This window comes from Blastopirellula sp. J2-11 (genome assembly GCF_024584705.1).
Lineage (GTDB): Bacteria > Planctomycetota > Planctomycetia > Pirellulales > Pirellulaceae > Blastopirellula.
In genome coordinates this window covers 4165648-4184707 of sequence record NZ_CP097384.1, presented here as the reverse complement: position 1 = coordinate 4184707, position 19060 = coordinate 4165648, and the positions used below count along the sequence as shown (strand labels likewise).

Genomic DNA, 19060 nt, shown 5'->3' with positions numbered 1-19060 from the left:
CGATGATCCGCGTGTCGGCGCCCGGCCTTTCCCCATGGCCGCCGCTCCTGTTTGATCCCGATAAGCGTCGAGCAGTCGTCTCAGCCCGCGTCGTTCATTGGCGTAGCATCGGTTGGGGACAGTTCGCTACGGAATGCCTGATCTGGATCATCAACGGCGTTTCTGTCGTGATTGTCTGGTCGCACCTTGGGATCGAGGAAGTCGGATTGAGAATCGCTTTCTCCATCCTGGGCGGATTGACGATTGGCTCCTTCGCGTCGCAACTACTGCGAACCTTGGCGCCGGAAGCTTTAGCCCGGCAGTTTTTCGCCAGCCGACTCACGATCTGGTTCAGCGAAGAAGCGATCGCCTTCCGCAGTCGCTACTACGATCAACCAGTCGTCATTTGGCGCAGCTGGCAAGGGCAGCCGGTCAAAACCCAATTCCATATGCAGCCGGATGACGAAGCCAAGACGTTCGCCAGTCAGCTGGAAGACAGCAAGCGACTGACTCGCAACGATGTCGAGGAGGCGGTTTGCATCGAACTTGTCTTATCGATGCTCTGTCAGACCGCGACAAGCCCAATCGGCCAACAAGAGACCATCCTCCGTTCTCTTCCTATCGCCCCTGTCCAAGCGAAAGACGTGATCAAAATCATCATGGTGCTCACCGCCGCCGCGACACTAACTAGCCCCAAACCTCATCCGCTCGGCGACTGCATACGTCCAGGCGTCGATATCGACATGAATTGAGCGAACGCTCCTCCCCGAGAGAAATCCATGAAACTGCTGACCATCAAAGAACTGGCGAACGAACTTCGGATCAGTCTTAGCCTTAGGTTTACCCACATTTCGCAACTCGATATCCATCGATCATGCACTGCATTTTTTCCCAGCCTCGCCACAGGATCAGCCAGCCGGGCGGTTTATCGTTTCTACGGTTTTGGTGACCGCCGAGGCGTGCCAGTGCGTAGAAAAATTCGTACACGGACCAGTTTGCATCGTACTTCCCGTGTCGCCAGCGGCTGAGCACCTCGACATATTCCGGATCGATGACTTCGCTCGCCGGACGCGTTTTGGCGTCGGGGCTGCGACTTGCCGTGCGGAAATTTAGCAAGGTTAACGCCACCGCCGAGAGCATCGCGATCGCCGGTTGCAAGCGATGGACGTTGGTGAATTGCAATTTCTCAATCCCGCAACCGGTCTTCTGCGCCTTGTGAAATTCCTCGATAACCCACCGCCGTTCATACCACTGAGCCACGCGCCAAGCGTCGTCAAACGTACGCACAGGCTCGTTCGTCAGCAGCAGCCAACTGACTTGTTTTTCTTTTCGCGGCGGAGCGGCTTCCTCGACATACGTTACATAAATGGAGAGCCGATCATTACCGTGATGTCCATGTTTGCCGTGCGGCGCGCAGAGCAGAATCGGACCTCCTCGCAAGATAAACTCAGCCTGCTTCCGCGCCTTTCGGGCTTGCTTGCCGCGTTGCGATTGAACATCCATCGTGAAACGTCCCAGTTCCGGCAAACTCTTCGCATACCCCCGTAAAAGCCGCTTTTGACCGCTCGCTTCATGCCCCGGATAGACCTTGCGAGATTTACCGTTGCGAATCACAAAGCGTCGACCGCTGCGGTATTCATGCTCGAAAAACTCAAACGTGCTCGCCCCTTGATCGGCCACGTCAATCAAGCGCCAATCGTCCGGCAGATGCTGCGCGCCGCGAGGCCAAAGCAGGCTTTCTCGCGTCTCGCGATTGCGATGCTCAGGCAGCGTTTCGTTCTCAGGCACTTCGTCGCGGCAATGCAAGATCTGATCGAGCAGACCCAAGACTTCGCCCGACTCGGAATCAACGGCCAGCACGTTCTGACAGATGTAGCCGCGATGATTGCCGCGGCCGATCTGACCCAGGTCGTCCGTCAACGAATAGAGTGTCGAGTAATCCAACTCGGTGGCGTCATGCACGACCAGAACGGGGCCTTGATGCTCTTCGATGCGAGCGAGCGTGTATTCATGCATCGCCGCAATCAACGCGGAATGCTCGACCGCATCATTTTCGCAGAGTCGATAAAGCCCTTTCAGTTCCGCGCCTATCGCCAACTTCTCGGGCAACGTCCCGCCGGGATGCCGACAGAGGGAGTCAAATGCCGCAACCGCGCGGTTGGTGCGTCGCTTGTCGCCCAACTCCGCCTGCCCAAACATGGCTTGCCCCAAACTCTGATTCGCTTGTTGAGTGACGCTCATGATCGACTCCGTTCTTGGTGAAAAAGTAGGTTGCCTCCTCTTTCATCCATGCAATCGCCAATCAGAAATCCACCCTAAATTCCCCCATGAAGTCTCGATAAATCCAATGCAAAACGCCAAGCTATAAGCCACCGCCCAATTTAAAGACGCTAGCACGGGCGATCAGGAAATCGACAGATCTGGAATTCATGCGCGTGAGATGTGGGCGGACTTAAGGTCTTAGCCTTGCCTACAAGTTGATCGCCTGTGGCGAAATCCCGTGCTATGAAATTGCGTCTTGCAAGCGGGTTTCGGATGAGGATATGCGGGCCTATCTAGAACTACAGAAGAAGGATCGGGTGAAAATGCCGCGGTCGTCGAAGAGGCATTTCTAGAAGCAATGTCGAGGTCGGGCCGATGGGCAAGCCAGCATGATGATGATGCCGCCGTTGCGCGATTGAGAGAAGCGATTGCGCAAATGAAGCGGATGCCAATCGGAGATAGCTTACGATTTTAAGGCAAAACCGATCAATCCTTTGCCACTAACACGATATTGAAACCCCGCAGGAACACTAAACAACTTCCGGCTGGAAGCCGGCAGGTTTAAAGAGTGTTCGTGAGATTCGGACTGAAGTCCTCAACTCACGAAGGAGTAATTTGAAACTGGTCGCCGCCATCGCCGGGCTCGGTCCCGTCCTGTTGGCGGATATATTCCTGAATCACCTCGTCGGTCACGTTGCCGCTGGTCGCCACAAAGTACCCGCGTGCCCACAGATGCCGACCCCAATACTGTTTTTGCAAATGCCGAAACTCCATCAACAGCTTCCGCGAACTCTTCCCCTTGATGTACTGCATGATTTTGCTGGGCGCAAGGTTCGGCGGGCACGACAGCAACACGTGAACATGATCTCGCGACACCGCCCCTTCCAAGATCTCAATCTCGTTGGTGCGACAAACCTCGCGAACCAGTTCCCGCAATCGAACGCCGACTTCCCCTGCGAGAATAGGCTTTCGATATTTGGTCACCCAGACAAAGTGGTACTTGATGTCAAAACGACTATGCGAACTGGTGCGGTATCTTTCCATTCCTCGATTTTAGCCGGAAACGGAAGAACCTAAAGGTTTCGCCTGAAGGCGAGGGTTTTAGACCCATCGCTTGGAAAATAAACGCGCATACTCGATTAATCTTTTGAATTCCGTGCCTAAACGTCTTTTTTTTCTCGCATTCAAATCTTTACGCCGCTACAAATGTGAATGTCGCTTTCCCCTCTGTAGCAGCTCATCTCCTTGGAGGGACGCGTTCTGCCTGTCGAAGGGGCTTCGGACGGAGTTTTTCCGTGGCTGCACTCGCTCTTCAACGTGGATTTACGCTGCTCGAACTGCTGGTGGTGATGGCCATCATCGGGGTTCTGATCTCGCTAATTTTGCCGGCTGAACGACAGGCTCGTGAGGCGGCGCGGCGAATTCAATGCAGTGCGAACTTGACGCAACTCGTACTCGTGCTGCATGTCTACGATGAGACGCATGGTTCATTTCCACGTGGTAATCCACTGCGACACGGTGCCTTCGACTCATCGGCGACCATATATATGACTCGCCTTCTTCAGGAAGTAACGACAGATAACCTTATCTTTCTCAATAAACCGGTTCAGAGTGGAGCCCGGTTTGCAGACATCGTCGATAGTGCTTCGCATACGGCGGTCTTAAGCGAAACGAAAAAAGGGCCTGGCGGATCATCCTCTTCTGCCAGCACAGGGTTTGGCAATCGCAACGGATACCGTGTCGCGACTTGGCTAACCAGCAACTTTGCCGATACGCCCGAGAATTTACTAGCGCCACCTGCTGAGTGTGAGATATCCGGAAATACCGTCTGGAATTATCGTGGACTTCAATACTATCGCGGTAGCATGACTGCCACGTTTTATACGCACACGCTCACGCCTAACTCCGGTCGACGAGATTGCATGGATGGATCGAAAGGCACCCGCGGACATGCTGCGCCTCGTAGTTATCATCCCGGCGGCGTTAGTGTTGCATTCGCCGCCGGATCGGTTTCGTTTGCATCGGACACGATCGACATGACGATCTGGCGAGCATTGGAGACCATTGCGAGTGGAGAGGATGTTGTCACACGATAGTAGCGGATTGTGAGAACTCTTACGAGGGAATTGAGGAGTGTTGTAACATCACGACTATTGCTTTTATCTCGGAGAAAACTCGCTAATAAAAGATGTTGACGCGAAGCGATGCCATGATAAATTGTGACCACACGCTCGTCGTCATTGGGCGTAGCTGTCTCTTCTCTTTCCGCGCAATACTAATTGGCGAGCGTCGTTGCTGGCAACCGCTCAGCGGGCTTTTAACAAATGAACTCTTCGACGTACCTGCTGGATTCTGTAGCAACGCGTTTTCGCATTGCAGGACTAATAATTGCTACTTGCTTCGGCATCGTATTGACGAGCGTCGGTTGCAGTCGTGAGACTGAAGCAATCGCAGCTGCTGGGCACCAAGCGACCGAATCTGCTCCCAGTAGCGCATGGGATGCCGGGATTGTTTTTCCTGGCGAAGTGACGACCATCACTTTTCCGCTTGAGGTGGCAGAAATCGCAGACGCCTCTGGTGTCGATAGCATTGCAACCTCCTGCGAATGTGCTGTAGCTACTGCGTGCGACTACATCAACGCAAGAGGTGAGCGGAGGGTTGCTGTTCAGATTAAGTTCGATGAGCCTGCTCAGGATCACGCTGTTTCGCGCGGGATAATGCTCCGTGTTGGACTAGAGATACGACTCAAGTCAGGCCAGGTTCTTGATCGAGATATTTCCGTATTGATCTCAGGTGCAAAACGCAAAGCGCAAGGATTTGGAGCAATGAATGCTCTTCGATATACTTCCGAGAACTTCGATGTTGTTGTCGAAAATGATAATAGGAAGCGATCGTCAAGTGATATTCTTGGCTTGAAGTCGCCGTGGTCGGTGGATAACGTGCAGCAGAGCGCCGAAGAGCAGCAGATTGACGTGAATGCTTCTCATCCCAAGGGGACGAAGTATTGTTACTAGGAGTGCGACGTGGAGTTGACCAGCTACGATACTGACACCACAATTTCGTCGTATAAAATTGCGGTTTTGTCAGAGCTTATAACGGAGAATTATTTATTTATGTTTTATCGCTCCGCGGCAACCTGCTTTGTATTGCGTATCTGGGCACATCGCCGAGGCGTTTCCCCTTGGCTTGCGGTCTGTGCGCTGATCGCGGTCCCGTTGTCGGTTTCCGATGTTTTCGCAATTGAACTGTCCGAGAGGTTCTATGTGCCGGTTAACGGCCATGTTGTTTGTTCGCGGTCTGCGATAACGCGCAGGATCGAGGGCCTTCAATTAGATTCCATCGAGGATGTGGTTGAGTTTTACGAACGCCACAAGTCTTTTGGGTTTCGAGATGCCAAGCCGTCATGGGATTTTGTCAGCGAATTCGGGTTGAATTTGCAGGAAGCGCCTCCCGTCTCCCTAGAGGGGCTTCCTGGCGGCAAATCGCATGTAACAGATCGCCCTGACTGGATCCAATCCGATGTTTATTTTGATGGCAAGAGCTATTCGATTTCTGAACAATTTGGGGGCAAGGAAAGCGGGCGAGGTATTAGGCAGGTCCGGACTAGCAAAGGCGTGGCTTCCGTGAGCCAGCAAGGAAAGGTTGATCAAATTACGCACTCAAGCGGACCGTTTGCTATGGAGCGTCACTTGGGAACCGCTGAGCTTTTCTCGCGATCTAGCGTGTGGTTTTCTGGTGACGCAGTTGAAAGAAGGATTGGCCAATTCACCCTGTATTCAATCAACAGAGGGGCTGCGACGCAGCATTTTCTGGCCGACCATGATAGCGATTCGATCTTCGCCAGTGTTACCACGAGAACTGCCACGGGGGAGCCGCGAATAGTTAGGTTTCACTTCGGCCATCACGACGTGCGTGCCCCCGTGCCACATACCAGCCCCGCAATTACCGTCGAGTTAAGAAAGGGATCGGCACCAAATCAATGGTCCTGTTCGCCCTATTTTATTAAGCGAGCGGATTTAGATGCACCTATTGCCGCGACAGCTTTTGCTGTGCCGGCTAGTGCCGGCGATACGTATGTGGAAGTCAATCCAACGAACTCTACAGCACAAGTTGAAAAAATTCGTCGGGAATATAAAGACGTGATGAAAGAGCTCCCGGATGGCATCATTTTGCACCCCCAAGAAAACGCAGTTCTGGAAGGAAGGTGGGGATGGAGGGTAACGCTCTTAGTCGTCAACGCGATCGTATTGGCTGGGCTCGTCTATTATTGGCTGAAGTACAAGCGGTCTTAGCTTCGGACTAATGATGCGTCAGGGAGAGGAAAGGGCATGCCTGACTTTCGCGGATCAATAGCTCTGGCTCGGGACGATATGCGTCTTCCGGGGGCTGTGCGACAATAGTGGATATGAAATTTTACGGCTTCACTTTTTCCAATCACGGCATGTATCCTCATTGCCAATGTCTTTAAGATTCTCTTGGAGGTAAGTATGAAAAAAAGACCAACTTTTCGCTCTGCACTCAGGGCACCCCTCTTTTTCTCCTCGTTGTGGATCATGGCACATTTGGCATCTGCCTTGCATGCGACTGGCCAAGAGGAAATGTATCCAGGAAATAAATGTTTTCCAGCGTATTCCACCCCCCTTGATCTGGTGTACGGGGACCTCGAACTCGCGTGCTATCACGATGAAGAAGGCGACTGGGGCGAAGAGGGGGAGTGTATTAAGATTAATCCAGAAACTACTAAGGTAACGTGTTCAGCTTTTCAATGGGACAGCGTGGAACCAGGGGGGTGCAAGGAGGGAGTCTACCCGGGCGGCGTAGAAAAGTGCGAGCAGTCGACTCAGGTTCCGCCCGTTTTGATTCTTACGGAATTCACGACATATCAGTACGCCTTTCAATGCGAGGAAAATGAGATGACCCTCGAATGCTCTTGTGTTTACCTGGGCCCGACTGGAGGAAGCGCTACATTCGACAGTTTAGACTGTAACAGCCTTTAGCCGTCCGTCAATTTTTTCCGTCGCAAGCTCTCTAAAGCTTAATCCCGAATCGAGGGCGTGGGAATCGCAACGCGGTGACACCGTAAAGCAGCCACTGTTTTTTTTGGATTTCGGCGGATGCGGACGGTTCTGGACTACGAAATGTATCCTGTCGCCGGCTGGGTAGATTGCTGGCTGAGATTAGATTTGATCACTAGCTCGAAGCGGCTTGGCCTGTTATGACGCGCCCGACCGCTACCGATGGGCGTCTACTTTCGCGGTTTGAAATTTGGCTTTGGGGAAGCAAGGAGCTACAGAGGGTGGGGATTGGGTCCGTTTCTTAATGCAATTGTCATTGCAAGTGAGAAGCACTATTCTTCTACAATATACGAATCTGTAGGAACAGGAAGGACTTTAGTGCTTAGCCTTGCACTCACGTGTGTATGCCTTTTATCCTCTGCGTAGGTCATGTTGCATCTGGCATCTGTATTGCATGCGACTGGAACCGAATCGCACTTTTCACGTGTAGCGTGTTTTGATGTGTTTGCCAGGTATGCTGAACTCAAATGGGTGATTATTAAGACCAACTGCCACATAGATGAATATGGCGACATTGGCGAAGAGGGCGGTCTATTAAGCTAAGCCCATAAAGATCTAGCTTAAGGAGTCCTTCGCTTCTCTCTGATGTTGTTTTGCAGCCAGACTGCAAGCAGGGGGGGCATGCCGAATTTATAGTTACAGAGCGTCAGTTTCGGCGAATTTAGTCCCTATAGTTGGTGTGCTATATGAACATCTGACGGAGCGCCAGGAGGATGAGACTTCACCTGATTACGTGTGTAAATATTTGGGCCTGGAAGGCGTTAGCAGTCAAGGCCCGCTTGAGAATTGAGAAGACGAGCAAGGGTGGCGAAGTTATTCAAAGAGCAGGGTCCATTTCGACAATCTGTTGGTGCGGATCCACTAGCTCGTCAGAGGAATACGTTCGGACAAGGTGAGGACGTCAGGGGCTGGTTTACGTCTCGATCGAATCGCGAGAATAGTCCTTTTCAAGTGTCTTTCAGCAAATCCGCAACGACAGGGCAATTGCCCACACGAAGGCCTGGTTGCGACGAACCAGTTTGGTGTTTTGGGGCTTGCGACTAATGCGGCGAGTCTATTGAGATAGGCTAATGGATCTAGCAGTTGACACTTCGTTAGCTGAGACAAGCATGTTTTATTTCATCAGGTTAAATTGTCCTGCTTTATGAGTAAACCAATCCAGATATTGTTATGGACATGCGTTTCATGTGTCATCGCTTCATCCACCGTCCTAGTAGTGGGGCTCGGATCGCCTGTTGCAGGAGAGCATTTTGGGCAGACCAACGTCATGAAGCGATTTCTTCTTTCGGAGTGTCTAGAGAAAGCTCGTCGCGGAGAACGTTTAAGCTTTCATTTTGATATCCCCAGCGGCAATGGAACGCCCAATGAGTTGGTAGTAGCGTCAAAGAGTTGTGGATGTATATCTATATTTCAGGCAGGATCTACGCTATCTGTTGGGGACCGTTTAGTTGCCGCTGGTACGGAGTCGCTTGGTATTGATCTTTCGATTCCATATCCTAGCACGATCGGTCGAGTTTCGAGAAGTGCTTTCTTGACCGAGCCGGATGGCTCCAACGAGGTTCGGATTGGCGGTGTCCTTGAGGTCCTTGATGACTTAGAGCCGACGCCGTCTTGTTTGTCAGTTGGCAGCTTGGATCCTGAGAGCCACGGCGAGGGCGTGCCCTTAGTCATGGCTCTAAAGGGCTATTATCGGGTTCCGTCGCTTGATTCTTGGGATTGTGTTGACTATCAAATTCGGGTTGAGGGTTGCCCTGAGTGGATCTTGCCAGAAGTTACTTTGGATGATCCCGTGCTTGTTGACGATAAGGGCTTGGTGCTGCGGGAGGGGGAACTGTCATTTGTAATAAAGAGGACTGGCGCATCGGATTTGAGTGATTTAGAAAGAATATATGTCTCGCTTTTGGTGATGGTTGACGGCGGGGCAGTTGCGAAACGTAGGGTGTGTTTAGTGCTTTGAGCTTTTTTTCAGGACTTGAACGGCTTGGTGGGGAGGAAGCTGATGAAATGGCATTATACCGTACGACTGGCGTTTCTTTTTGCTGTAGGCGCGGTAGCCATCGGGGCATTTTTCTGGGGTGTCTGGTCAATGTCATTCCAGAGTAAATCGGTAATTGCTCATGGTTTTGTGGAAACCAAGTTTATCGATAAATTTGAACATGAACGCACGTTTCTGGTGTATGTTCCGCCCGGGCATCAATCGGTAGAACGTTTGCCGCTTCTTTTGTTTCTCAATGGTCGTGGCGAAAACGGGTTCGACGGCTATTGGACGATTGAGAACAACTTCGGCCTTCAAATTTGGGAAAACAAACAGTCTTTTCCCTTCGTCTGTGCCATTCCTCAGTGCGCCGAGAACAAAAACTTTAACGGCGAACAGCTAGAAGTCGCTCTCGATTTCGCCGACTATGTTGCAAAAGAGTATGGTACAGATCCAGATCGCTTCTATATCACTGGCGTGTCCCAGGGAGGCGATGGCGTCTGGCATGCGATCAGCAAGTATCCTGAACGCTTCGCTGCCGCTGTACCGCTTTGTGGCAAACCCCGCGTTGATGCTGAGAAGCTCGCTGGCTCAGGTTTGCCCATCTGGAATCTCTACAATCAGGGCGATAGTGCAAGTCTTGTCAAAATGAATGAAGAGACGCGACAACAGTTGCTCGAAGCTGGTGCGAGTCCAAACTTTACCCAATACAAGCAAGGCGGCCACGACTGCTGGAACCTTGGATTTCGTTCAGTCGGAATGTGGAATTGGTTGACCAAACAGAGTCGAACCCCAGACCGTGCGAAAAATGGGCTGTTCCAGTTGTTATCGCCGCAACAGGCGTTGGATGCATGGACGGCTAGTCCAGATTCTGCTTGGATAGCATCGGAAGACGGCTCTCTTGTTGCTTCGTCTGCGGTAGGTGATGCCGATCACTTTGCGATGTTAGTGAGCGATCTTGCCTACGGCCCATTCGATTTCCATGTCGATGCGATCTTTGGCGAAACTGCATCTCTGTGTCGCATCGTCCTGGTCGAAAGCGATGGCGATTCCGTTTCTCCTTCCGGATTGGAAATTGTGTTGCCTCTTTCTGAGGCAGGCATCGGCGGAGTGCGTCGGCTGAATGGCGAATGGATTGCAGCATTAAATCCCGAAGCTCAGCGACAACTTCAAGCCGACCATGCCAATGATATTCGTATTGCTGGCCAAGGGAAGCATCTCGAATTGCGAATCAATGGGTGGCTGGCAATGGAAATGCCGCTTCTGGATTCAGAGAATGGCCAGGCAAGAGAATTGCGGCCGGCGATCGTATCCGACGAAGGAGTCAGCTGGAAAAACCTGCGAGTGCGATCTGTACAGGAGCGGGGTTAGTCAAATGCACATGACTGGTGTCATGATCATCGCTTCTCTATTTGTCGCCACCGGCGAAGCGAGTGTCGCGTCTGCTGCGGCCCCGGTGAGCGTGAAGCAAATCTTGGACGCTTGGGATCAGCGAGCGGACGCCTATGCGGCAGGTGACATTGAATGGGAGATCGCTGATGAGAAATTTGGTCGCTTTGAGACGACCTGGGTTCCTGTCGATTCTCAAGCCAATGTGGAGATAGGAGGGCAGCTCGTTTTCTCGGGACCGAATTTTCAGTACATCAGCCGGAGCTTCGAGTATCCCGAGTTCGGTTATAGCTTGGTCAAGGGAACAAACGAACGAGAGTTTTATCGCTCAGCTCTCCTTTCCAAATTTCCGGACCCGGCTGCGGAGCAGCGAGAGTTGCTTTCTTATACGCTGACGATGACTCAGACAGTCCTAACGCATGCTTGGCATGGTGGCAACAAAGAATACCCTCGGGCTGTCATCCTGCCGACTAGTTCGCTGCACGAAATTGCCTCTCTGGCTAGAGCGACTGCTTACAATTCGGATTCTGCCGAGAATTTTTCGGGCGTTCCGTCCCCGGTCTTGCATCAGCTTTTAACGCTGCCACTGTTGCTGGCGTTTCGCCCCTCTTTATTTGACGCGAGACTGACTTCGACAATGGAAGATATGATGATCGAAGTCAAACAAGCTACAGTTGGTCAAGAGAATGTAGTGATGCGTTTGCCGGCTGATTCGACGGACGAAAACTCGCTCACTTGGAAGTTTTTTCTGGATGCAGGTCAAGATTACTCGATCCGCCGCGCGATCGGTTACCGTGAAGAGCGGGCAGTCGTGCAGTTGGATGTTTTGTATGATCAGCCGATAGACGGAGTTTGGGCACCGAAACAGTGGACTGTACTAACTCTCGGCGCTGGACCAGCGGTCGTAACGCAAATTGTGACCGCTATACGGACTGAATGCGATCTTCAAAAGCAACCTAATGCTGAAATCGCATTTAAGGAGGCAATTCCACCGCTAGCCTGGGTTGAGGATCTGGTTGCAGGGCGTCGATTTCTGGCTCTAGAAGATGGCCCGTTTGAGATTGACCCGACGCAGAACGTCACGCTGACTTATCCGCAAGTGCTGGCGATCTCGCGTGGGGAAGAAATTGTTCCCCGTACGGTGAGTTGGAAAAACATGCTGCGTCGGCAACTGATCGCACTGACGCGCTGGCCAGGTCTCGCCTTGCCTTTGGGGGTGATTGGCGTCGGCATGTTCCTGGTGATCCGCTTTTCTGCTCGCAAGCCGAAGGAGCCGAAAAGCGATGAATAGCGCTTCCGCTTCCAGTTCCGTTCGCCAGTCGAGAAGAAGGCTTGCCGGCGAGTTAGCATTTGTCATCGCATTTTGGGTGGCCGCCAACTTGATCGCATTTCGGATTATCGATTTATACGAGCGAAACGCTGACTGCACTCAATATGGCCTCCCCTTTGAAGTCGCGATGAAGTTCGAGGATCGAAAGGCTCCCCTCGTCGATCTTAAATATGGAGATCGCAAGTTCGCAAGATACGAGTTGCTTGCGCCGCTCAAGCAAGAGTTCGGGCGACGTTATCCCTTGATTCTCTATTTGCACGGGCTGGGAGAACGGGGAGACGACAATGTACGGCAATTGCGATCGTTACCGGCGCTGCTGGCCAGCGACGCTTATCGGGAGCGATATCCCTGTTATCTGGTGGCGCCGCAATGCTCGATGGCGGCTGGTTGGTGGTTTGTACGAAACCGTCAGCCGGGAGCAACCTTTCCCGATGAATTGGATGCGGTTTGCGAAATTCTTAACCACGTCATTAAAACGTGTGCAGTCGATGTCGATCGCATTTATGTCATTGGGTTTTCCATGGGCGGATATGGCGCCTGGGAGTTGGCCTGTCGATGTCCTGACAGGTTCGCCGCGGTGATTCCCGTGGCTGGTGGAGGAAGTATCGATCGAGCTGAATTGCTAAGGGAAACGACAATTTGGGCGATCCATGGCGCCGCGGACGATGTCGTTTCTCCAGCGGGCTCGCGCGACATGATCGCCGCAATCCGAGCTGCGGGCGGAACGCCCCATTATTCCGAACTTGCAGGCGTCGGGCATGGAGTTTGGGAGCCTGTTTTTCGCGACTCCCATGAACTGCTCGATTGGCTGTTTCAGCAAAAGCGTCGTAGCGTGCTTGGAGATACCTCCGCTAGTTGAAGCGGGCAAGCGAAGTGTGTTGGAGTTGTAAGTCGGTAGGGCAATGGAAATTCACCGCTCACCAAATGGAACGAAGGTTTAGGCACACTATACGTTGTAGAGGAGAAACGATCATGCAAGCAGATCCCAAATGGTATTTATTGGGGGCGATATTGCTCGTGTTCATGGCGATCACCGTCCCGCGAATGTTTCATTTTCGCGATTTCTCGGACCAGGAAGGCTACGAAATATGCCTGGCGATCCAGACCCAATGCAAAGAGCTGAAGGCGCGCAAGGCGAGCGATGCGGATTGGGAGGCTTTCCAGCAGGAAGCACTGCCCAAGCTAGATGCGATCGCGGATGATATCGAGAATTATTCGACTAGCAAAAGAGGCCTAAAGTCGCCAGCTAGTACGAATATTTACCAGATTGCCAGATACAACCTTCCTAAGCAAATTCAAAGCAAGTCGGATGGCGTTCTGCAAAAAAACATCAAAGGCAAGGATGCATCGCGCCAACCAGACATGGACCGGAGCATTGCCGAAATCCTGCGCGTCATCAATATGCCCAAGGAACCGCAAGTACAAAGGAACAAACCGCAACTGGCCCAAAAGAACCAGAACTCGTGGGACCCGATCGTGGTAGGAATCGTTTGCGTTGACATGCTGGCGATGGCTGGTGGACTGGGCTATTGGTTCTGGCCGAAACGATAATCAATCCGGCGAGCGAACTTGAATTTGTCGTCCACCTATCCGAGTCAGAAGTTGTCGCTTACGCCAAGCGAAGATCCGAATGGCGACATCGGTGTCGCCCATCCACCGCAAGTGGGAACCCGCCGGCTAGAGTTGGATTTTTTACGTGGAGTGGCGCTGCTGGTAGTGTTGGTGGACCATATCGAAGCTCGGGGAGGCGTTAAGCTCATCAGCGCCTGGACTCCGATTTCGTTGGGCTTTTCCGATGGGGCGGAAGCGTTTGTCTTTTTGTCTGGCGTGGTGTTTGGGCTCGTTGGTTTTCGGCGGCTTGAGCGGAATGGATTCCTATTCGTCCAGAAAAGCGCACTCTGGCGAGCACTGCTGATCTATGTCACCTTTCTGTTCGCGACATGGGCCGTGCTGCTTGTCGCCATGCTCTTCGGTGCATCTTCTGCGTCACTGACAAGATTGATCGACCTGGGCGACGGCGTGCTTTTGCCTTGGCTCTGGTCGTTTACTCTCTGCTTCCAGCCCTATTGTTTGGAGATTCTCGCGTTCTACGTCGTTTTAATGCCGTTCGCAACCGTATTGCTCTGGCTTTATGACCGCTATTGGCAACTGGCTTGTCTCCTCTCCCTGGGCGCCTATATGGCGGCTCGAAATTTCAACTGGGTAGAATTGCCCCGTTTTCCTTGGGGAGATAGGGAATGGTATTTCAATCCATTCGCGTGGCAGTTTGTGTTCTTTCTGGGGCTGGTCGCTTCACGAATCGACTTTAAGACTGCCGGGTCGCGGCTCGCTCGATTCTTAGCGATTATTTTTGCCATCGCCGTACTGGCTTGGGGACTTCGCGTTCAGTGGTCGACAAGTCCACTGCCGGAGTTGGAATTTCTTGGTGAAGGAATTCAGGAGTGGCTAGGCGATTGGCGCGAGAAGACGCGACCGCACCCGCTTCGGATTGTTCACTTCCTCTGTCTGGCTTATCTGCTGGCGATCTTGTTGCCGGGCCCTACTGCAAAATTTTGGAAAAGCGTTTGGGCGGCGCCAATCGTCAAGGCTGGTCAGCATTCGCTGCAAGTCTACGCCTTGGGCGTTGTCGCGATGTACCTTTGCTTTCCCTTGCTAGACGCGTTTCGCGGCAACTCTGAACTAGTGCTGTTCGTCGCGATGGACTGCTGTCTCGTTTCGATTGGTTTTGCGTACTTCGTCGCTTGGATCAAATCGCCCCGAAGAATCATGCCTCAATCCACAATATAAGTTGGCGATCGCTTTTCAACGCTTTCACGTTCTCAATAGTCGCCCAGGAATCGGTGATGAAACAGCTCAAACAACTCTTGATGGCGCATTGGGTCACGATTGTCATCGTGCTGATGTTGGGCGTTCATTGTCTTTTGTTAGGACGGATTGCCGTCGTCAACGCTCCGGTCTATGACGAGATTGCGCACTTGCCCTCGGGATTAAGCCATTGGCGATTCGGCAATTTTTCGCTCTATCGGGTTAATCCGCCTTTGATGCGCATGATTGCGTCGCTTCCTCTGCTAATTAGTGCCCCCGCAGAAGATTGGAACGGGTATTCGGAAGGGGCATATGCGCGCCCCGAATTCGCGGTCGGCAGAAGGTTCCTCGATAAAAACGGCGAACGATCTTTCTGGCATTTCACGATTGCTCGCTGGGCTCAAATTAGCGTCTCAGCACTGGGCGGTTGGATTTGTTATTGTTGGGCGAAGGCACTGTTCGGGACTTCGTCCGGCTTGCTTGCACTTGCGCTATGGTGCTTTGATCCCAATCTACTTGCTTGGGGAGCGACAATCACCCCTGACGCTGGCGCAGCAACTTTTGGAGTCGCCGCAGGCTATGCTTTCTGGCGTTGGCTGAAATCGCCGACCTGGGCTAACGTCGCCATTGCTGGACTTGCGCTAGGTTTGGCCGAGCTTACGAAATCGACCTGGATTCTGCTCTTCGCACTTTGGCCATTGATTGGGCTAATTTGGAGATTCAGCAATCGGAACCTGGAAATTCCCAAGCCGAAGTTGATCCAATTGGGGGCGATTCTGATCGGCGGACTTTATTTGCTCAACATGGGATATGGTTTTGAAAAGAGCTTTCAGCGCTTGGGAGATTTCGAGTTTATCTCACAAACGTTAGGCGGTCCCGAAGCGAACGAGACGCCAGGCAACCGCTTTCGAGGAACCTTATTGGCGGAGATTCCGGTTCCTGTCCCTGCCAATTTTTTAAGCGGCATGGATGTGCAGAAATACGACTTCGAGAGAGGGAAATCATCATACCTGCGTGGCGAAACGAAAAAGGGGGGCTGGTGGTATTACTACCTCTACGCGATGGCGGTGAAGACGCCGCTGGGAACCATCGCACTGTTTGGGCTCGCCATCGCGTTAGCCGTTTCACGAGCAGACTTTCGAATGAGTTTCAGCGATGCCGTCGTACTCTTGCTGCCGGCTGTCACCGTCTTGATATTGGTGAGTTCACAGACCGGCTTCAATCGTTATTTGCGATACGTCCTACCGGCGTACCCATTTCTCTTCATATTCGCCTCGTCAGCGGCAAAGGCGTTCGAGTTGCGGCTGAAGTCGATCGCCATTCCGGTTGCCGCCTGTGCGATCGTCGCAGTCATCGGCAGCCTCTCCGTCTTTCCGCATTCGATGTCTTATTTCAATTTGGCGGCAGGCGGCCCTACTGGCGGCCCGCGGCATCTGTTGGACGCGAATATTGACTGGGGGCAAGATCTGTTGGAGCTCAAGAAATTCTTAGATCGGCATCCAGAGGCGCGGCCAATCCACCTTGCCTATTTTGGTTACGCCACGCCTGGGCATGCAGGAATTGAGTTTGAGGAAGTTCCGCAGTACCTTGAATCCGAGATTGGACTGGATGTTCCCAAACTCGAACCAGGCTGGTACGCCGTCAGCGTCAATCATCTTTATGGCTACCAGCACTACGAGAACGACAAGCCCGCTTACACGTATTTTCAGAGGTTTGAGCTGTTCGCGAAGGCGGGGTACTCGATTTATATTTACAAAATTGATCCAGAGCAGGCGGTGGTACCATAGCAGCTTGGAACTGTGATTTTTCAAATTGTCCAGTTGGCCCGACGATAAAAAAGTGCACGAATTAATGCACGAAACGACGAGTAAATCCTGCATTCTGTGGAAATCCTAGAACCAGAAATAGCAAACACTCCTGAGAAATAAGTGGTTTTCACAATTCCCGGCTCCATTGACATCGTAGAGATGTGTTGTGGGGCTAGAAAATTTGTTCGAGAAGGGAGTGTGAAATCGCCCGTCTGTTGCTCCTAAGAGACGGCGGAAGGCGAGCTATGCAAATGTGTTGACGGTTCCAAATTCATACATGGTTGATTCATACATCAACGAGAGAATTACGATCCCTCCCTGGCTACCGCCTTGGCGATGATTTGGTCTGGCGAAACAACCGGATCGATCTTGAGTTGATCAGGCGCCAGGACTTGCACGAGTTCTTTGAGCTGTTCGCGGTTCATGAGTTCGTTGCCCGCGCCGGCGCTTACCAACTGCATCGCGTCCCCTCGAGCAGTAAAGAAGGCTCCCAGCGACATCGAATACCGATAGGTGGCAAGCAAAATTTGCACGAGAAATAACAGTAAAATAACCACACCAACGCGTACCGAGAGGACCGGAATCCAACTTTGCAGGTTCACCCCGGCGGCGTGCTCCAATTCCCGAATTGCCAGTACCTGAGCAATCTCCTGTTGCAACTCCTCTTTCTTTTGCTGGCGTTGCGTCGCTACTTGGCCTAAGGCATCGACTTGGCGCTGCAGTTCAGCTATTGCGTCTTCCTCGCTTTGAAAGGCTTTTGCCAGAACCTCAAGGTCCTCGTAGGCACTTGCAAATAGGGCCTGATCTGCAAGCATCGGCGAGCCAACCGACTTCGATAATTTTTCCACGTTCTCCGTGAGAGTCGGTACATTTATTCCACCAGCCTCGATCGTCGTCCGCAATGCGAGAAGTGATTGCATTGACAACGCCTCGATCCGCTTGGGCTGACTGCCGGTATACGAGTAATTTCGGAGGTCAAGTGAATACTTTTCCGGCGGGGTCTGGATTGCAACAAGCAATTGCTTCGTGTCCACAAACCGTTGAGACACGGTATCACCCGGGCGCTGTTCCGCGAGTTTTCCGGCAGAACTAAGGTTGAACAAAAAATTCTTCAATTCATTGAAAGGCGCCAAACCGGCTCGTACTTGCGATTGGGTGACCAGGCGTTGTTCGATGTCAGTCTCCTGTTCGGAAATCTCGCGTAAATCACGGCGAAGTTCTTCAAGACGATTGTCGATTTCGCCTGATGAAGCGTCCGAAAAGTTTGTCGGGTATAAGAATGCCAGCATGCCTATGAAAACCAAAACAATAGCCACGCACAATAGAATGTTCGCCGTAAAATTCTGCCGTTTACCGCGAGAGAAAAATTTATCGGCGATCCGTTGCAAGTGGGGTTCACTGCTGAGCCAAACTTCCTGAAATGACTCAGCGCTAGGGTTTCGACGCGCGAACAAGCCTTCGAGCCAAATCGCCACCGCGACAAGCCAACCATTTCCCTCCCCTGTCGCGGGGTCCTGACCTGATCGCGTTTGCTTTGCCATTTCGAGTCCTTACGGTTGCGCCGTCATTAGCGGCTCGATCTCGTCGGCGCGATTTTGCGCTTCCGTCGCGGAATTGTTACCGTTTAGTTTATCTCGCGCCACAACGACAAGCTTAATTTTTCTACGGTTTAACCGGTCAATATCGATACGAACCTGCAGATCAACTGAGCCTGTGCTTTGGCCCGAATTTGGCAGCGGCACGTCGGAACGAAAATCGACAGCGTTGTCATTTATTGTGCGAATCATCTGACTAAAAGGAGACGTCTGGTCCGGGAATATTTCGTTCAGTGCATTTGCCAGCAGTAGCGCAATAGCCCCAGCCGTTTTCGGCGCCTCTAACTCAATCTCGATCGGCGCGGTCTCTTTGGCGCCGCTCTGACCCTGTAGCGCCAACTCGGCGACCTGAACAGTGCGTAACCGGGTCTCTGAACTCATGGTCTGCGTCATGCGTTTCCGGTAGACCACGCGGCAACGGCGTCCAAACAAACCGTAACGCTCGATACAACGTTCCCAAACAACCTTTTTCTCAGGAATCTGAATTTCGTACGACTCGACGACCTCGCGCATATACGGATCGCCTATGGATGGCGGCGCTTCGCCATACTTGGAGAGCACGTTGGGTTGAGACGTAAGAATCAAAGTAACCAACAGTAAGTGCGCCATTTCATTCTCCCTAAGTTTGAGTCGCAAGCTATCGGACTAAATATGCAGCGAGTCTTCTGTGTATTGAGCTTGTTCGAAATGTAATAAATCGATTTTGACAATTCAATGACTCAGATTTCTGTTGAAATACGATTTCTATAATGGGGGAGTTTGTTGGAAAACACGCAGTCGATCAATGCGTATTTGCGGAGTGGCAATTGGCGTGTGCAATGTCCAGCGTAGGTTGGAAGTAC

General features: G+C 52.1%; 14 protein-coding genes. 10 read left to right on the top strand and 4 right to left on the bottom strand.

Annotated features, from left to right (window positions below; all coding sequences use genetic code 11):
- Positions 1-2: 2 nt before the first annotated feature.
- Positions 3-731: a hypothetical protein gene (locus M4951_RS16510; protein WP_262022750.1), complete on the top strand. Its 729-nt coding sequence runs from the start codon at positions 3-5 to the stop codon at positions 729-731.
- 88 nt (positions 732-819) lie between these two features.
- Here the strand turns inward: M4951_RS16510 and M4951_RS16505 are convergent, their stop codons facing one another.
- The gene (locus tag M4951_RS16505) at positions 820-2220 is read right to left on the bottom strand and encodes an IS4 family transposase (protein WP_262022749.1); all 1401 of its coding nucleotides are present in this window, start codon (positions 2218-2220) and stop codon (positions 820-822) included.
- A gap of 621 nt (positions 2221-2841) precedes the next feature.
- Positions 2842-3285, bottom strand: a complete 444-nt coding sequence (gene tnpA, locus M4951_RS16500; RefSeq protein WP_262022748.1) for an IS200/IS605 family transposase — start codon at positions 3283-3285, stop codon at positions 2842-2844.
- Between the two features lie 251 nt (positions 3286-3536).
- Between tnpA and M4951_RS16495 the strand changes: the two genes are divergently transcribed.
- From M4951_RS16495 to M4951_RS16455, 9 genes are all read left to right on the top strand, one after another.
- Positions 3537-4337, top strand: a complete 801-nt coding sequence (locus M4951_RS16495; RefSeq protein WP_262022747.1) for a DUF1559 domain-containing protein — start codon at positions 3537-3539, stop codon at positions 4335-4337.
- Positions 4338-4565: 228 nt separating this feature from the next.
- The gene (locus M4951_RS16490) at positions 4566-5255 is read left to right on the top strand and encodes a hypothetical protein (protein WP_262022746.1); all 690 of its coding nucleotides are present in this window, start codon (positions 4566-4568) and stop codon (positions 5253-5255) included.
- 9 nt (positions 5256-5264) lie between these two features.
- Entirely contained in the window at positions 5265-6533 is a 1269-nt protein-coding gene (locus M4951_RS16485) for a hypothetical protein (protein ID WP_262022745.1), read from the top strand.
- A 2050-nt stretch (positions 6534-8583) separates the two neighbouring features.
- Positions 8584-9273, top strand: a complete 690-nt coding sequence (locus tag M4951_RS16480) for a hypothetical protein (RefSeq protein WP_262022744.1) — start codon at positions 8584-8586, stop codon at positions 9271-9273.
- A 42-nt stretch (positions 9274-9315) separates the two neighbouring features.
- Positions 9316-10662, top strand: a complete 1347-nt coding sequence (locus M4951_RS16475) for a family 16 glycoside hydrolase (RefSeq protein WP_262022743.1) — start codon at positions 9316-9318, stop codon at positions 10660-10662.
- A gap of 1301 nt (positions 10663-11963) precedes the next feature.
- Complete coding sequence (locus M4951_RS16470) at positions 11964-12869, top strand: alpha/beta fold hydrolase (protein ID WP_262022742.1); 906 nt, start codon at positions 11964-11966, stop codon at positions 12867-12869.
- A 113-nt stretch (positions 12870-12982) separates the two neighbouring features.
- Entirely contained in the window at positions 12983-13561 is a 579-nt protein-coding gene (locus M4951_RS16465) for a hypothetical protein (protein ID WP_262022741.1), read from the top strand.
- Between the two features lie 18 nt (positions 13562-13579).
- Positions 13580-14797, top strand: a complete 1218-nt coding sequence (locus tag M4951_RS16460) for an OpgC family protein (protein WP_262022740.1) — start codon at positions 13580-13582, stop codon at positions 14795-14797.
- 56 nt (positions 14798-14853) lie between these two features.
- A complete protein-coding gene (locus M4951_RS16455) occupies positions 14854-16602 on the top strand; it encodes an ArnT family glycosyltransferase (RefSeq protein ID WP_262022739.1) in 1749 nt (582 codons plus the stop codon).
- Between the two features lie 326 nt (positions 16603-16928).
- Here the strand turns inward: M4951_RS16455 and M4951_RS16450 are convergent, their stop codons facing one another.
- Together M4951_RS16450 and M4951_RS16445 are read right to left on the bottom strand one after the other, a co-directional pair.
- Entirely contained in the window at positions 16929-18164 is a 1236-nt protein-coding gene (locus M4951_RS16450; RefSeq protein WP_262022738.1) for a hypothetical protein, read from the bottom strand.
- 9 nt (positions 18165-18173) lie between these two features.
- A complete protein-coding gene (locus M4951_RS16445; RefSeq protein ID WP_262022737.1) occupies positions 18174-18827 on the bottom strand; it encodes a hypothetical protein in 654 nt (217 codons plus the stop codon).
- Positions 18828-19060 lie beyond the last annotated feature (233 nt).

Excerpts from the sequence above, each read along its gene's own strand:
- M4951_RS16510 (WP_262022750.1), top strand. The coding sequence starts at position 3 with ATGATCCGCGTGTCGGCGCCCGGCCTTTCCCCATGGCCGCCGCTCCTG.
- M4951_RS16505 (WP_262022749.1), bottom strand. The coding sequence starts at position 2,220 with ATGAGCGTCACTCAACAAGCGAATCAGAGTTTGGGGCAAGCCATGTTT.
- tnpA (WP_262022748.1), bottom strand. The coding sequence starts at position 3,285 with ATGGAAAGATACCGCACCAGTTCGCATAGTCGTTTTGACATCAAGTAC.
- M4951_RS16490 (WP_262022746.1), top strand. The coding sequence starts at position 4,566 with ATGAACTCTTCGACGTACCTGCTGGATTCTGTAGCAACGCGTTTTCGC.
- M4951_RS16480 (WP_262022744.1), top strand. The coding sequence starts at position 8,584 with ATGAAGCGATTTCTTCTTTCGGAGTGTCTAGAGAAAGCTCGTCGCGGA.
- M4951_RS16475 (WP_262022743.1), top strand. The coding sequence starts at position 9,316 with ATGAAATGGCATTATACCGTACGACTGGCGTTTCTTTTTGCTGTAGGC.
- M4951_RS16470 (WP_262022742.1), top strand. The coding sequence starts at position 11,964 with ATGAATAGCGCTTCCGCTTCCAGTTCCGTTCGCCAGTCGAGAAGAAGG.
- M4951_RS16465 (WP_262022741.1), top strand. The coding sequence starts at position 12,983 with ATGCAAGCAGATCCCAAATGGTATTTATTGGGGGCGATATTGCTCGTG.
- M4951_RS16455 (WP_262022739.1), top strand. The coding sequence starts at position 14,854 with ATGAAACAGCTCAAACAACTCTTGATGGCGCATTGGGTCACGATTGTC.
- M4951_RS16450 (WP_262022738.1), bottom strand. The coding sequence starts at position 18,164 with ATGGCAAAGCAAACGCGATCAGGTCAGGACCCCGCGACAGGGGAGGGA.
- M4951_RS16445 (WP_262022737.1), bottom strand. The coding sequence starts at position 18,827 with ATGGCGCACTTACTGTTGGTTACTTTGATTCTTACGTCTCAACCCAAC.